Below are 14,336 nucleotides of genomic sequence, written 5' to 3' on the forward strand. Positions count from 1 at the left end.
CCCGTAAAGTTTACCGGATGGCGCCCGTCTTCATCAGCCGGGGGACCAGCGTCAACGCCGCGACGAGCGGCCAGCGGCGCTGCCACGGCTTGATCTCGATCTTCGTGCCCGCGTGGCGATTGATCTTCCACGCCAGATAATCGATGCCGCCGGCGTAGGTCAGGCTGGCCTTGGCGAGGCGGGCGATGCTGAGGAGCTTGCCCTCGACGCGCCGACGCGCCCAGCCGCCGCTTCGCGCGGTGTCGGGAATGAGGGCGGCGGCGGCCTCGCCGAAACGGCGGTAGCGATCGGGTTCGGCGTCGACGACCGACCCCGCGCGCGTCGTGCGTTCGGCGCGCAGCTCGACCGAGTAAGTGAGCGAAAAGGCGCGGCGCCACCAGTCGAGCATGTCTTCGCCCGCGACCCGCCCCGCGGCGGCGAGCAAGGCCGGCGCGGCGCGCGACACCGCGGCAATCGCGCGGTCCGCAGCGGTGTCGTCGACCGCCCAGACCAGCCGCGACGGCTGCGCGAAGCGCGCCCACACCGACACATTGCGCGTCTCGGGGCCGTTGAGCCGGTCGAAGTCGGCTTCGCTGAGCACCGCATATTTGGCGATCAACCCGTCGTGCTGGAACGGAAAGACATTGGGCGGAATCAAACGGTTCGCAGCGGCCATCCAGCGCTTCGCGAACGCGTCGCCATAGTTCGAGACGATCAGGTAGAAATCGAGCATCAGCCCGTCGAGTTCACTTTCGCGAAGGCAACTGCCGTAGAACAGCACCGCCCGCGCACTGCCGGGATATTGCGTGGCGATTGCCGTCGCCATCGCGGTGACGCGCGGATCGACCGGCGTCGACACCTCTTCGCGGACGAGATCGGACAGGCCGGTCATGGCCTTAGGCCGCGAGGCGCAGGAACGGCACCGGCTGGGTCGAGGTCAGGATGATAGGCTTGCCGTTCATCGCCTCGAAAATCTCGCCGTCGAGAATGACGTTCGAGCGCTTGCCTTCGATGCGGATTTCGTCGCCCTGCTGGAAATGCACACCTTCCAGCGGCTTCTGCCCCAGCGTCCCGCGCCAAGTCGCGCCGAGCATACGGAACAGCGCGCCGACGCTGGTCTCCGTCGCGAGCAGCTTCATATTGCCGTTCGTCCCGTGCGCCTCGCTCGTCCGAATGCTGAGCAGCAATTTCTCGAGCGTGGTCACGATCAGCAGCGAGAATTTGCCCTTGAACTCACCCTGGCGGACGAGCGACACCGTCATCGGTTCGGGCTTGGGCGGCAGGCGCCCACCGCCGAGGCCGAAGATGATCGCGAACAGGCCGAGGATCGCGGCGAGGACATGCGACACGCCGTTCGGCAGACCGAGTGGGTAGATGCGGTTGCGGCAGTAGAGCATGACATCGGCCAGATAGGCGCCGCCGAGGAACATGCCGAGCACGGGCGGATGGTCGTCGCGGTCGAGCGAGATCAGCTGACGCTCGATCACATGCTCTTCGAGCGCGCCGGTCTGGACCAGCTCGACGACCCGTTCGAGCGCCTTAAGCGGATCGCCCTCGGCGCCGAGATCGAGCGCGATCAGGTTGGTCTTGCCGTTGGGCAGCACGGCCACCGGCGGCGGCGAGCCGCCGAAATGGCCGCCCGAATACAGCTCGGTCAGCGCGGCCTGCACGGTGCCGTCGCCGCCGTTGATCGCTATGACGCGAGGGGACACCATCGCGATGGTGCGGATCGCCTCGCCGATCTGGTCGACGTCCTCGACCTCATAATGAAAGATGTCGGGGTGCGCCGCGCAAAATTCCCGCACCCGCGGCAGCAGGGCACGGTTCCCCGTCGAGCGTGGATTGGAAAGAAGCGCGACGCTCGCCATCCCCGCTTACATATATTTCATCGTGATGGTGATCGTCTTCGGCGAATTGCCGACCGCGAACGCCGTCTTCGTATAGCTCGGCTTGCCGAGATTGAAGATGTTGATGCTCGGGTTGTTCGACATCCCGCCGCCATCCGACCTGAGGTCGGTCTTGCCGTTGCCGTTGACGTCGTGACGCACCGCGATGCCATAGCTGCCGGCCTCGGGCAGCGGCACGCAGACGGTCATCGCACCCGCGCGCGCGGGCACCTCGATACGGGTGATCCAGCGCCCCTTGGCCAGCCATTCGGACGCATTGGCGCGATAGCTCTGAACCCGGATCTTGCCGGTGCCCGTCTTCACGCCGCTGATCTGGACCAGCGTGGATGGCCCGCTCCGGCATTTCGAGAGGTCGTTCGAGAGAACCTGCCCCTCTGCGTTCGCTGCTACCGATGCGGCCAGCAGAGCCACGCAGAGCGACGTCGATAGAAATTTCGACATGACGCAATAGCTCCAAGTGGTTATAGCCACGCCAGCAAACCCCGCTGACATGGATCCCTGTTGCCCTTGAATCGGATATCGGAACCATTTGCGGCCAAATCATGGTGATGGGGCGACGAAAGATTGAATAGATTGCCCGCCATCGACCGCTACATCGCGCGGCTGGTCTTTTTCCCGATGCTTGGCACCCTCGTCCTCTCGGCGATGCTGCTCGTGCTCGAAAAAATGCTGCGCCTGTTCGATTTCGTCGCGACCGAGGGCGGCCCGGTCAGCGTCGTGTGGCGCATGCTGGCCAACCTCATCCCCGAATATCTCTCGCTGGGCATCCCGATCGGGCTGATGCTGGGGATTTTGCTGGCTTTTCGCAAGCTTGCAACCTCCAGCGAACTCGACGTGCTGCGCGGCGTCGGCATGGGTTTCGGGCGGTTGCTGCGGGTTCCCTTTGCCTATGCGATCGCGCTCGCGGCGCTCAATCTCGCGATCGTCGGCTTCATCCAGCCCTATGCGCGCTATGCCTATGAGGGGCTGCAGTTCGAGCTGCGTTCGGGCGCGCTCGGCGCCTCGATCAAGGTCGGCGAGTTCACCAAGATGGGCAGCCGCATGACGCTGCGCATCGAGGAAAGCTATAACGACGGCAAATCGCTGCGCGGCATCTTCGTGCGCGGCGACAACAAGGACGGCCAGCGCGTGTCGGCGACCGCGGCGCGTGGACAATTCCTCGCGACCGACGACCCGAACACGATCATCCTGCGCCTGTCGCAGGGCGTTCTCATCCATGAATCGCCCAAATTCCCGGTGCCGCGCGTCCTGACCTTCGACAATCACGACCTGCCGATCCCGTTGCCGAAGATCGAGGCCTTCCGCTTGCGCGGCGGCGCGGATCGCGAGATGACGATCCCCGAACTGTTCGTCGCCGGCAAGGACCCCAGCGAACCGCTGAAAACACGGCTGGAATCGCGCGCGAACTTCCATTTCCGCATCGTTGAGGTGATGTCGATGTTCCTGATTCCGTTGATCGCGGTCGCGCTCGCGATTCCGCCGAAGCGATCGACCTCCTCGCTCGGCGTCTTCCTGTCGATCGTGATGCTGGTGACCCAGCACAAGATCAACCAATATGCCGAGGATCTCGGCGCGCGCGGGACGATCGATCCCCTGTTGGCGCTATGGGTGCCATTCCTGCTCTTCGCCGCGCTGGCGGTCTGGATGTACTACACCGTCGCCTATGTGCCGGGCGGTCAGCCGATCGGCGCGCTCGAGCGCGTCGCGGCCAAGGCGGGCGCGCGCATCCGCGGCCTTATGCGCGTCTTCCAGCGCCCGCCGAAGGCCGCCTGATGCAGCAACTCTCCTTTTTCCCGTCGCGGACGATGGCGGTCTATGTCGGCCGGCTGTTCCTGATCCGCAGCTTCTCGATCCTGTTCGCGCTGGTGCTCGTCCTCCAGACGCTCGACCTGCTCGGCGAAAGCGGCAAGATCCTGGCGGTGGCGGGGAATAACGAGAATGACGTGTGGCGCTATGTCGGGATGCGGCTGCCGCAGATCATCGAGACCTTCCTGCCCTTTTCGGTTCTGCTCGGCACGATCCTGACGCTCGCGACGCTCAATCAGAACAGCGAAGTCATCGCGATGAAAGCCTCGGGCATGTCGGCGCACCAAGTGCTCGCGCCGCTGTTCCTTGCGGCGTTCCTGGTGGCGGGGATCAGCTTTGCCTTCAACGAGCGGATCGTGACGCGATCGACTGCGGCGCTCAGCGCCTGGCAGAAGGTCGAATATGCGAAGGTGCCGCCCGATAGCGGGGTCCGGACCAACATATGGGTGCGCGCCGGCGATGACCTGATCAACGCCGGGACGGTCGAGACCGGCGGGCCGGTGCTCATCCTGCGCGACGTCACCGTCTATGAGCGGACGCAGGGCGTGCTCTCATCGATGCTGAAGGCCGACAGCGCGAAGGCGATTTCGGGGGGCTGGGAGCTGACCAATGCGCGGCGTTTCGTACGCCGCTCGGGCGCGCTCGAACCGCTCGGCACGATCGTCGCGATGAAGGGCGTGCGACCCGACCAGTTCACCCTGGCGCAGGTCGACGGCGACGAGCTGCCCTTCCCCAAGCTGCAAGCGGCGATCGCCGACCTCGAGGCGGCGGGGCGGCCGGTCGATGCGCTGAAAGGCGTGCTGTGGCACAAGATTTCGGGGCCGCTATCGGCGATCCTGATGCCGCTGCTGGGCGCCGTCGCAGCCTTCGGCCTCGCGCGCTCGGGCAAGCTGTTCGTGCGCGCGATTCTCGGCATGGCGCTGGGCTTCGCTTATTTCGTCGCCGACAATTTCGCGCTCGCGATGGGCGACCTCGGCGCCTACTCGCCCTTCCTCGCGGCGTGGGGGCCGTTCATCCTCTTCGCGCTGATCGGCGAGATGATCCTGATCCGGACCGAGGAATAATCAGGCGGCGGCGCCCTTCGCCGATCCCTGCACCAGTTTCACCACCAGACCCGGCAGGCCGCTGTAATTCGCACCATGATATTGCGAATCCTTGGGCAGCGCATCCTTCAGACGGCGGTGCGCCTCGGGCAGCGCGTGATAGGGCACGCCGGGCAGCAAATGGTGCAGCGCGTGATAGCGCAGGCCCACCGGCGCCCACAGCTCGGGCAGGGCGCCCGGCGGCGGGACATTGACGCTGTCGAGGAACTGCGCGGTCACGGTCAGCACTTCGCCGTCATTTTCCCAGAGATGCGCGACGAGCGTGCGGATCTGGTTGAGCACGATGCTGGCCGAGGCGATGCCGCCGAAGATCAGCAGCGCGCGCAGCGGAACCCAGCCGAACACGCCCGCAGCGACGAGCAAAGTCGACCAGGCCCACGCCCCGCCTTCCTGCCACGCCCACTGGCGGCGGAAATCGCCCTCGGGGGCCTTGCGGCGGAACATCGGGTTGATGATCAGCCCCGAATAGCGCTCCATCACCAGCTTGCGCAGCGGCGGGATCAGGAACGACAGCGGGGTCAGCACCGCATAGCGGAAGATCAGCGCGATCGGCGCGAACGCCGCGGCGACCACGAACAAAGGCACCGTCCATGGCTTCATCAGCGCGAGCGGCAGATATTCGGGGTCCTCGACCGTGCCATATTTGGTGCGGTTGTGATGCAGGCTGTGAATGCCCTCGTACATGAAGGAGGGGATGAGCAGCGGCACGCCGATGAGCATATTCCACACAAGGCGGAAGCCGGGCAGCGCATTTTTCCGGATATGCGTGATTTCGTGAATGAAGCTGCCCGCGCGATAGAGGGCGAGCACCGCGACGACGCCCGCGGCGAGCATCCAGCCCGTCGAAGGCGCCAGGATCGCGGCTGCGACGCCGGCATAGCCGAGGAAGGCCGAGGCGAGGAAATCGGTCCAATAGATGCGCGCGCTCGGATTGACGAGATCGCGCGTCAGCTCCGAGGCCGCACGGATCATCGCCATATCGTCGGCGATCGCCGACTTCGGACTTTTTGCCGTCGCCGCGGGGGGCATCGCGATCCGATCGGCAGGGGGATTGATCGTCGTCATACGGGCTTCTTCATCATGATTTCATGGCAGCAAAATGGCCGAATGCGGGTCGCCAGCGCCGCAGCAATGCCCTAATGCGTCGCACCTATATAGGCAGCATCAGCCCGGAAACCAGTATGACCGCCCATAACGAAGGCCCGATCACCATCCATCCCGTCAAGGGCAAGGCCGACAAGCGCGAGTTTGTCGAGCTCGCTTTTCGCCTCAACCGCGGCGATCCGGCATGGGTGCCGCCGCTGAAGGGCGAGGCCTTCGACCTGCTGACCCCGGGCAAGAATCCCTGGTTCGAACATGGCAGGGCGCAGCTGTTCCTCGCGCGCCGCAATGGCCGCACGGTGGGGCGTATCTCGGCGCATATCGACGACCTGGCTCTCCAACAGCCCGTCGAGCAGGGCATGGGTCCGGGAACCGGCAATTGGGGCCTGCTCGAGGCCGAGGATGCCGAGGTCGCACACGCGCTGTTCGTGGCGGCCGAAGATTGGCTCCGCGGTCAGGGCATGCACCGATCGCTCGGCCCGCTGTCGATTTCGATCTGGGACGAACCCGGTCTGTTGATCCAGGGGTTCGAGACGCCGCCGACGATCATGCTTGGCCACAACAGCCCGCTCTATCGCGGCTGGGTCGAGGCCGAGGGGTACAAGCCCGCCAAGCAGCTCCTCAACTATGGCGTCGAGGTCCGCGACGGCTTTCCGCCGCTGGTGAACCGCATCGTCGCTGCGGGGGAAAAGAATCCGCGCATCCGCATCCGCAAGGTCGACAAGAAGAAGTTCGATGCCGAGGCTCAGCTGATTCTGGGTATCCTCAACGACGCCTGGTCGGACAATTGGGGCTTCGTCCCGCTGACCGACAGCGAGATCGCGTTCGTCGGCAAGAAGCTGAAGGACATCGTCTTCGAGGACCTGATCCGCGTTGCCGAACTCGACGGCCAGCCGGTCGCCTTCATGATCGTGCTGCCGAACATCAATCAACTGCTGATCGACATGGACGGCTCGCTGCTTCCCTTCAACTGGGCGCGGCTGCTCTGGTGGCTGCGGAAGCCCAAGAGCAAGCGGCTGCGCGTCCCGCTGATGGGCGTCGTCAAAAGCCTGCAGAACAGCCGTATGGCGAGCACGCTCGCTTTCATGATGATCGAATATATCCGCCGCGACGCGGTGCGCGATTATGGCGTCGAGGAAGGCGATATCGGGTGGGTGCTCGACGACAATCAGGGCATGAATGCGGTCGCCGACGCGATCAACGCGACGGTGAACCGCGTCTATCAGATCTACGACAAGCCGCTGGCCTGACGCCTCGCCCATAGGATCGCGGTTCGTCCGCCAACCGGGTGGCGGACGGCAGGCTCATGCAAAGACCGCCCAGGTCGGCGCATGATCGCTCGCTTTCTCGCGCCCGCGATGATCCTTGTCGACCCCGGCGTCGACCAACCGGTCGGCCATCGCGGGGCTGAGCAGCAGATGGTCGATGCGAAAGCCGTGGTCGCGCTGCCAACCGCCCGCCTGATAGTCCCAGAAGGTCCAGACGCCGCCCGCGGGATGGCGGCTGCGCACCGCGTCGGTCCAGCCGTCGCCGAGCAGGCGGAACCAGGCGTCGCGCGATTCGGGCTGCATCAGCGCGTCGTTCGCCATTGCGCGCGGGTCCCAGACATCGTCGTCGTGCGGGATGACATTATAGTCGCCGGTGAGGATCGCCGGGATTTCTGACGCCAGCAGCGTCTTCGCGCGCTGGCGAAGCCGCGCCATCCAGCGCAGCTTATAATCGAATTTCGGCCCCGGCTGCGGGTTACCATTGGGCAGATAGATACATCCCACGCGGACGCCATGGACGTCGGCCTCCAGATAGCGCGACTGTTCGTCCTCCGCTTCGCCATCGAGCCCGCGCTGGATTTCGATCGGCTGTGCGTCCTTCGCGAGGATCGCGACACCGTTGAAGCCCTTTTGCCCATGGTAGAGAAAGCCATATCCCGCCGCCTCGATCTCCTTGGTCGGCATCGTCTCGTCGCTCGACTTCAGCTCCTGCAAGCAGGCGACATCGGGCTGCGTTTCCTCGAGCCATTCGACGAGGCGCGGCAGGCGCGCCTTGATTCCGTTGATGTTGAAGGTCGCGATTTTCATGCCGCACCTATGGCAGCAAGACAGCCGCTTAGAAAGGCGTCAGATCGAGAAGCTGGACCCGCAGCCGCAGCCCGAAGCCGCGTTGGGATTTTCGACCTTGAACGACGATCCGCCGAGCGAATCGACGAAATCGACGATGCAGCCGCGCACGAGGTCGATGCTGACCGGATCCACGACCAGCTTCACGCCGTCGGTCTCCGCGATGATGTCGTCGGCGTCGATGCTTTCGGCAAGCCCGAAGCGATAGGTGAAGCCCGAACAACCGCCGCCATCGACCGCGAGGCGCAGCGCCGCATCGGCCTCGCCCTTGCGATCCGCGATCCAGCGGACGCGCGCCGCGGCGGCGGGAGACAACGTGATGTCGGAAATCTGGGTAGCCATTGCGGCAAGATAGGGAGCATCGGCCCAAAAGAAAAGGGCGCCCCGGCCTTAGACCGTAGAGCGCCCCTCCTCTCCGACCCAGGAAAGTCTGTTTATTCGGGACCGCCCATTGCGAGCTTTTCGCCCTTCAGCGCGGCGATCGCCATCGTGTCCGACTGGCAGAAGGGCATCGGATTGACCGGTGCGCCGTCGATGCGGACTTCATAATGAAGGTGGTTGCCGGTCGAGCGGCCCGTCGAGCCGACATAACCGAGAATGTCGCCCTTCTTCACCTGCTGACCGGGGGCGACGATGTACGACGACATATGACCGTAGCGGGTCTGGATGGCATTGCCATGCTCGACCTCGACATAATTGCCATAGCCGCCGAGGCGCTGGGCGCGGCCGACGATGCCGTCGGCGGTCGCATAAATGGGGGTGCCGTGCGGCGCCGGGATGTCGATGCCATTGTGACGCGCGAGCTTGCCGGTGACCGGGTGGACGCGCATGCCATAGGACGACGAAAGCGACATTTTCTCGATCGGACGGCGCGACGGCACCGAAACCCCGATATTCGCTGTCAGGCCGGTGTCGAGACGCTTCCAGGCCTGGAAAATGGCGCGCGCTTCGGTGTCTTCGCCCGCGTTGCCGATGCCGGCGCTGAAGCCGTCGTCATCGGGTTCGTCAGGAACAACGATGCTCGCATCGCCTGCCGAGTTGGCCGCATGGGCCGCCGGCGTGGTGATGCCGGTCAGCGCTGCTGCGCAAAAAATCAGGCCAAAATGAAACTTTTGCGCCAATGAAGCGTATCGCACGTATCGACCCCGCAGTCCTTGTCGCCAGTGCCCGTTTTGGGGCCGCTGGTGCCGGATGTTTGCTCGGATGGGATAATTCCCTGCCCGCGAAGGGTGATGACCGCCCAAACCTTACCAAGCAATAACAGCGTAGAAGTCTTGCGTTAAACCGGCTTGATGGCGCGCCGAGTCGTTGAATGGAGGCTTCAGCGAACCGCGAAATCGCGATTTTACGAGGCTTTGCCACGTTTCGACGGCGTTGAATCCCATTTCATCGCACTTTTGGTTAAACCAGGCTGTGCCCGCGGTCACATGGCGGATTTCGTCGTTGTAAATACGCGATAAAATTTGCGCCGACGCCTCGTCCCCGGCCGCGCGGAAGCGATCGACCGTCGCCGGCGTCACGTCGAGCCCGCGCGCTTCCAAAACCATCGGGACGATCGCTAGCCGCGCCAAAGCATCGTCGTTCGTCGCTTGCGCGGCCTCCCACAGGCCGGCGTGCGCCGGCAATTCACCATAAAAGCTGCCGAGCTGGCGCAATCGCCGGTCGAGCAATGCGAAATGCATCGCCTCGTCGGCCGCGACGCCGATCCAGTCGTCGACGAAGCCGCGCGGAAATTGGCCGCCGAAACGCCCCACCAAATCGATCGCGAGGTCGATCGCAACGAACTCGATATGCGCGAGCGCGTGGAGCATCGCGATCCGGCCACGCTCCGATCCCCCCTTGCGGCGGCGCGGCATCTGGGCTGGCGACAGCAGCTCAGGCTTGGCCGGCCAGGCGGGCTGGTCGGGCATCGCGACATCACAGCGATGCGCGAGTTTGCCGCGCCGCCATGCCCGCGCCAACGCCCGCGCCGCACGGCGCTTGTCGTGCGGGTCCGGCGTCAGCAGAACCGCGCGCGCAGCTTCACCCAGCGTTTGCATTACAGGGCCTTCGCGGCCTCCAGCACGGCCTCGGCATGGCCCTTCACGCGGACCTTGCGCCATTCCCTGGCAAGCTTGCCATCCGCGCCGAACAGGAAGGTCGAGCGTTCGATCCCCATATAGGTCTTGCCGTAATTCTGCTTTTCGACCCAAGTACCGAACGCCTCGCACACCGTGCCGTCCTCATCGGAGGCCAGGCGGACGGTCAGGCCATATTTGTCGCGGAACTTGCAGAGCTTTGCCGGCGCGTCGCGCGATACCGCGAGCACCTGCGCGTTCAGCTCCGCGAATTCGGGCGCCAGCCGCGTAAAATCCTGCGCCTCGACCGTGCAACCCGGCGTGTCGGCCTTGGGGTAGAAATAGACGACGAGCGGCGCGCCTTTCAGGCTCGCAAGGTCGATCGCGGCGCCGTCGGCGTCGAGCAGCGTCACCGCGGGTAGGGCATCACCGATGGAAAGGGTCATGGCTTGGTCTCCTGCTGCGGCGGACGAATCGCGGCCCACCAGTCGGCGATGTCCTGCCGCGCCGCGTCATGCGCGGCAAGCAGTTGCGGCCAGCCAGGTTCGCCGCAGGCGCTCGCGACAAGCTGGCGCGCCGCCGCCGTCGCGGGCTCGCCGTCGGGCGCGGTCAGGCGCAGCATGACGAGCATGCGGCCGAGCAACCCATGGGCATCGCAGATCTCCGCGGGCGCAAGGCCTTCGACCCGCAGGCAGGCGAGCGCGGAGCCGATATTGGGGTCGTGGCATTTGCCGCTGGCCAGCTGGGTCACCTGCATCGCGAATTCGAGATCGACAAGCCCGCCCGGTCCGCCCTTGACGTCGAGCGGTCCTTGCGGCGGCTTGTGCGCGGCGATCTTGTCGCGCATTTCTGCGGCGTCCGCGGCCAGTTTCACCGGCTCGCGCGGCGCGGCGAGCAGGTCGTCGATGATCCGGTGGACCCCGGTCGTGGCCGCCAACGATCCATAGACCGGCCGCGCGCGCAGCAGCGCCATATGCTCCCACGTCCACGCATCCTCGCGCTGATAGCGCTCGAAGCTGTCGAGCGTGACCACGAGCGGGCCCTGCGCACCCTGCGGCCGGAGACGCGTGTCGACGTCGTACAGCTTGCCCGCCGCAGTCGGCGCCGACATCGCCGCGGTCACGCGCTGCGCCAGGCGATTGTAATAGGTCGTCGCGCCAAGCGGACGCGGGCCATCGGACTCGGCCAGATGGTCGCCGGTGAAGAGATAGATGAGGTCGAGGTCCGACGCATGGGTCAGCGCGCGCCCGCCGAAGCGCCCGAGCGCAAGCACGACCAGTTCGCTGTCGGGAACCCGTCCATGCGCGGCCACAAATTCCGCTACGGTGGCATCGGCCAGCACCTGCAACGCCGCCTCGGCGAGTTCGGAATAGCCGCACGCGACCGTCATCGGGTCGCTCGCCCCCGCGATCAGCTGGACGCCATATGCGAAGCGCCGCTCGCCGACGCGGTCGCGCACGCGGTCGAGCAGGCGCTCGTAATCGAGCCCCGACAATCCCGGCGCCCATTCGGACAAAAGTTCGGCCTTGGTCGCGGGCGCCTCGAACGCACGCTTGTCGATCAGCCCCTCGATCAGCTCGACCCGCGCGCCGAGCGCGTCGGCGAGCGTCGGGGCGAGCGACAGGATGCGTGTCGCGATCTTCGCGAGCTCGGGCTGCGCCGCGAGCAGGTGGAAGAAATTGATCGCGCTTGGCAGACCCGCCACCAGCTTGTCGAAGCGCAGCAGCGTCGCCTGCGGATCGGGCGCGGCACCGATCGCCTGCATCAGCCCCGGCAGCACGGTTTCGAGCGCGTCGAGCGCCGCCGGACTGCGCAATGCGCGCAGCTGGCCGCTGCGCCACTCCGCGATCGTGCGGAGCGCGGCGTCGGGCGGATCGAAACCCGCCGCGACCAGCGCGCCCGCCAGCTCGCCCTCATCGCGCGGCAGACCGGCGGTCGTCGCACGCTCGACGACGAGCTGGTCGTAACAGGCGGCAACATCGGCGGTGACCGGCTCAAGCGCAGCAAGCAGGGCAGCCCCGTCGGCAAGCCCATCGAGCCGCGTGACCGCGTCGAGCGCGGCCGGCTGCGTCGGCAGGCAGTGCGTCTGCTGGTCCTCGATCATCTGCAGCCGGTGCTCGATCCGCCGCAAAGTCGCATAATGGCCGGTCAGTCGCTCGGCGACCGCGCCATCGATCCGTCCCGCCCTGGCGAGCGCGGCGAGCGCATCGACCGTCGCGGGCGGACGCAGCGAGGGATCGCGGCCGCCATAGATGAGCTGGTGAACCTGCGCGAAAAACTCGATCTCGCGGATACCGCCGCGCCCGCGCTTCAGATCATAGCCGGGGCCGAAGGCCTGGCCTTGCGAGAAATGATCGCGGATGCGATCGCTCATCGCGCCGATTTCCTTGAGTTGCCGGAAATCGAGGCTGCGGCGCCAGATGAAGGGCTGGATCGCGGCGAGGAAATTTCCGCCAAGCACGCGGTCCCCTGCCGACGCGCGTGAGCGGATGAACGCCGCCTGCTCCCAAGCGAGCGCTTCGGATTCATAATAGGAGATCGCCGCGCTTGCGGGCAGCACGATCGGCGTCACCTCGGGATGCGGGCGGAGGCGCAGGTCGACGCGCAGCACATGCCCGTCGCCGGTGCGCGCCGACAGAATCTCGACCATCCTGCGTGCAATCCGCACCGCCGCCTCGTCGGGATCGTCGCGCGAACGGCGCGGCAGCGTCTCGGGATCGAAGATCAGGATCGGGTCGATGTCCGACGAATAGTTGAGCTCATGGCTGCCGAGCTTGCCGAGCGCGATCACCGCGAGCCCGCGGGGCGCCTCGTCGGGCACGCGTTCGGCAAAGGCCGCCGTGAGCGCCGCATCGCACGCCTGATCGGCAAACGCCGTGAGCAGCCGCGTCGTCGTCGCAACATCATGCTCGCCCGACAGGTCGCCGAGGGCGAGCAGCAGTGCGGTCCGTCCGCGCCAGTGGCGTAGTGCGCGCATGATGTCGTCATCGACGGGAGGCGGTACGACCGCCGCCAGCGCCGCGTCGGTCCCGTCGCGCAGGAAAAGCGCGACATCATCGGGATGGATTTCGGCGAGCCGCGCGAGGAACGGCGCGTTGGCGGTCAGGCGATCGAGCGCGGACTGGCGGTGGAACGTCATTATGGCTGGCTATCGCGCGCTACGGGATGCGAGGCAAGGCGATTGGGCACCGTCGCCCCCGCGAAGGCGGGGGGCCGCAGTCGGTTTACGCAACGATGTAGAGCAAGGCAGCTAGCGGCCGTGACGGGAGGCGCGTGACTCCCGTCACCCTTCGCGGGGGCGACGCTTACGCCGGAACGGTGCTTTCGTCGAAGAACAGCACCTGCGAGATGGCGGCGCGCAGGGTCGCGGGCTGATAGGGCTTGGTCAACAGAAAAGCCGGCTCGGGCCGGTCGCCGGTCAGCAGTCGCTCGGGGAACGCAGTAATGAAGATGACCGGCAGCTTCACTGCGGACAGGATTTCCTGGACCGCCTCGATCCCCGAGCTGTTGTCGGCGAGCTGGATATCGGCGAGCACGAGGCCCGGCTGATGCTTCTGCGCCTCGGCGACGGCCTCGGCATGCGTGGTCGCGACCGCGACGACATCGTGGCCGAGATCGCGGACGATCATCTCGATATCCATCGCGATGATCGGTTCGTCCTCGATGATCAGGATGCGCGCGCGCGTCTGGCGGTCGATCTCGTCGGTCGCGTCGTGGATCAGTTTCTCGACCTCGCCCGCGTCGCGGCCGATGATGCGGCCGGCGTCTTCGGCACTGAAACCCTCGACAGCGGTGAGCAGCAGCGCTTGCCGCGCGAGCGAAGGAATGCGGCGCAGCCGTGCGTCGGCAATCGCGATTTCCGGCGCGACCGTTTCCTCGGCGTTCGCGGCCCCAGCCGTGACAAGACCGAAATTGTCATGGACCATGCGATAGAGCTGGATGCGCAGATCATGGCCGGTATCGACCGCATCGGGATTGGCGACGAGGGTTTCGAGAAGGCGGGCAACCAGCGCGTCACCGCTGTGCTGGCTTCCCGAAATCGCACGGCCGTAACGACGAAGATAGGGAAGATGCGGCGCAATCGCCTGACCCAATGACATAGAAAACCCTCCTCAGGCGAGTCGGAACCCGCGGATAAATGCGAAGCACGGCAAGAATCCTGCCGCTCTCCGACATAATTTCACCCAATGGGAACGATTCAAGCGCAAAATAGTTTCCTATCGAACGAACAAAAGGCGCATTGCGCTTTGGTTTATGCACGGTTAGCAC

14 protein-coding genes are annotated in these 14,336 nt (G+C 65.6%); 3 read left to right on the top strand and 11 right to left on the bottom strand.

Annotated features, from left to right (window positions below):
• Positions 1 to 10: 10 nt before the first annotated feature.
• From ATE67_RS16005 to ATE67_RS16015, 3 genes are read right to left on the bottom strand one after another with little or no spacing between them, the layout of a single operon-like run.
• A complete protein-coding gene (locus tag ATE67_RS16005; RefSeq protein ID WP_058817673.1) occupies positions 11 to 871 on the bottom strand; it encodes a hypothetical protein in 861 nt (286 codons plus the stop codon).
• A gap of 4 nt (positions 872 to 875) precedes the next feature.
• The gene (locus ATE67_RS16010) at positions 876 to 1,847 is read right to left on the bottom strand and encodes a diacylglycerol/lipid kinase family protein (RefSeq protein ID WP_058817674.1); all 972 of its coding nucleotides are present in this window, start codon (positions 1,845 to 1,847) and stop codon (positions 876 to 878) included.
• 6 nt (positions 1,848 to 1,853) lie between these two features.
• Complete coding sequence (locus ATE67_RS16015; RefSeq protein ID WP_058817675.1) at positions 1,854 to 2,327, bottom strand: DUF2141 domain-containing protein; 474 nt, start codon at positions 2,325 to 2,327, stop codon at positions 1,854 to 1,856.
• Between the two features lie 123 nt (positions 2,328 to 2,450).
• Between ATE67_RS16015 and lptF the strand changes: the two genes are divergently transcribed.
• Both lptF and lptG read left to right on the top strand, forming a co-directional pair.
• Entirely contained in the window at positions 2,451 to 3,659 is a 1,209-nt protein-coding gene (lptF, locus tag ATE67_RS16020) for an LPS export ABC transporter permease LptF (protein WP_082660438.1), read from the top strand.
• A complete protein-coding gene (gene lptG / locus ATE67_RS16025; protein ID WP_058817676.1) occupies positions 3,659 to 4,756 on the top strand; it encodes an LPS export ABC transporter permease LptG in 1,098 nt (365 codons plus the stop codon). Before lptF ends, lptG begins: the two co-directional genes overlap by 1 nt.
• On the opposite strand, the gene ATE67_RS16030 is transcribed toward lptG, so the two are convergent.
• Complete coding sequence (locus tag ATE67_RS16030) at positions 4,757 to 5,860, bottom strand: fatty acid desaturase family protein (RefSeq protein WP_058817677.1); 1,104 nt, start codon at positions 5,858 to 5,860, stop codon at positions 4,757 to 4,759.
• Between the two features lie 116 nt (positions 5,861 to 5,976).
• Between ATE67_RS16030 and ATE67_RS16035 the strand changes: the two genes are divergently transcribed.
• Positions 5,977 to 7,146 carry a hypothetical protein gene (locus tag ATE67_RS16035; RefSeq protein ID WP_058817678.1) on the top strand — a complete coding sequence of 390 codons (1,170 nt, stop codon included), beginning with the start codon at positions 5,977 to 5,979 and terminating at the stop codon, positions 7,144 to 7,146.
• Between the two features lie 54 nt (positions 7,147 to 7,200).
• On the opposite strand, the gene xth is transcribed toward ATE67_RS16035, so the two are convergent.
• From xth to ATE67_RS16070, 7 genes are all read right to left on the bottom strand, one after another.
• Positions 7,201 to 7,971, bottom strand: coding sequence for an exodeoxyribonuclease III (gene xth, locus ATE67_RS16040; protein ID WP_058817679.1), 771 nt, complete (start codon positions 7,969 to 7,971; stop codon positions 7,201 to 7,203).
• Between the two features lie 39 nt (positions 7,972 to 8,010).
• On the bottom strand, positions 8,011 to 8,352 hold the full coding sequence (gene erpA / locus ATE67_RS16045) for an iron-sulfur cluster insertion protein ErpA (RefSeq protein ID WP_058817680.1): 342 nt from the start codon (positions 8,350 to 8,352) through the stop codon (positions 8,011 to 8,013).
• A 92-nt stretch (positions 8,353 to 8,444) separates the two neighbouring features.
• Complete coding sequence (locus tag ATE67_RS16050) at positions 8,445 to 9,131, bottom strand: M23 family metallopeptidase (protein WP_231728195.1); 687 nt, start codon at positions 9,129 to 9,131, stop codon at positions 8,445 to 8,447.
• Between the two features lie 126 nt (positions 9,132 to 9,257).
• Positions 9,258 to 10,049, bottom strand: a complete 792-nt coding sequence (locus tag ATE67_RS16055; RefSeq protein ID WP_058817681.1) for a ferritin-like domain-containing protein — start codon at positions 10,047 to 10,049, stop codon at positions 9,258 to 9,260.
• A complete protein-coding gene (gene bcp / locus ATE67_RS16060; RefSeq protein ID WP_058817682.1) occupies positions 10,049 to 10,513 on the bottom strand; it encodes a thioredoxin-dependent thiol peroxidase in 465 nt (154 codons plus the stop codon). The genes ATE67_RS16055 and bcp overlap by 1 nt, the downstream gene beginning before the upstream one ends.
• Complete coding sequence (locus ATE67_RS16065) at positions 10,510 to 13,206, bottom strand: bifunctional [glutamine synthetase] adenylyltransferase/[glutamine synthetase]-adenylyl-L-tyrosine phosphorylase (RefSeq protein ID WP_058817683.1); 2,697 nt, start codon at positions 13,204 to 13,206, stop codon at positions 10,510 to 10,512. Before ATE67_RS16065 ends, bcp begins: the two co-directional genes overlap by 4 nt.
• A 166-nt stretch (positions 13,207 to 13,372) precedes the next feature.
• Positions 13,373 to 14,167 carry a response regulator gene (locus ATE67_RS16070; RefSeq protein WP_058817684.1) on the bottom strand — a complete coding sequence of 265 codons (795 nt, stop codon included), beginning with the start codon at positions 14,165 to 14,167 and terminating at the stop codon, positions 13,373 to 13,375.
• Between the last annotated feature and the right edge of the window lie 169 nt (positions 14,168 to 14,336).

Origin of the sequence: Sphingopyxis sp. H050 (assembly GCF_001468265.1) — a bacterium.
Taxonomy (GTDB): domain Bacteria; phylum Pseudomonadota; class Alphaproteobacteria; order Sphingomonadales; family Sphingomonadaceae; genus Sphingopyxis.

Coding starts and splice junctions, on each gene's coding strand:
- ATE67_RS16030 (WP_058817677.1), bottom strand. CDS start 5,860: ATGACGACGATCAATCCCCCTGCCGATCGGATCGCGATGCCCCCCGCG.
- ATE67_RS16005 (WP_058817673.1), bottom strand. CDS start 871: ATGACCGGCCTGTCCGATCTCGTCCGCGAAGAGGTGTCGACGCCGGTC.
- lptG (WP_058817676.1), top strand. CDS start 3,659: ATGCAGCAACTCTCCTTTTTCCCGTCGCGGACGATGGCGGTCTATGTC.
- ATE67_RS16055 (WP_058817681.1), bottom strand. CDS start 10,049: ATGCAAACGCTGGGTGAAGCTGCGCGCGCGGTTCTGCTGACGCCGGAC.
- ATE67_RS16035 (WP_058817678.1), top strand. CDS start 5,977: ATGACCGCCCATAACGAAGGCCCGATCACCATCCATCCCGTCAAGGGC.
- ATE67_RS16015 (WP_058817675.1), bottom strand. CDS start 2,327: ATGTCGAAATTTCTATCGACGTCGCTCTGCGTGGCTCTGCTGGCCGCA.
- erpA (WP_058817680.1), bottom strand. CDS start 8,352: ATGGCTACCCAGATTTCCGACATCACGTTGTCTCCCGCCGCCGCGGCG.
- ATE67_RS16065 (WP_058817683.1), bottom strand. CDS start 13,206: ATGACGTTCCACCGCCAGTCCGCGCTCGATCGCCTGACCGCCAACGCG.
- xth (WP_058817679.1), bottom strand. CDS start 7,971: ATGAAAATCGCGACCTTCAACATCAACGGAATCAAGGCGCGCCTGCCG.
- ATE67_RS16010 (WP_058817674.1), bottom strand. CDS start 1,847: ATGGCGAGCGTCGCGCTTCTTTCCAATCCACGCTCGACGGGGAACCGT.
- bcp (WP_058817682.1), bottom strand. CDS start 10,513: ATGACCCTTTCCATCGGTGATGCCCTACCCGCGGTGACGCTGCTCGAC.
- ATE67_RS16070 (WP_058817684.1), bottom strand. CDS start 14,167: ATGTCATTGGGTCAGGCGATTGCGCCGCATCTTCCCTATCTTCGTCGT.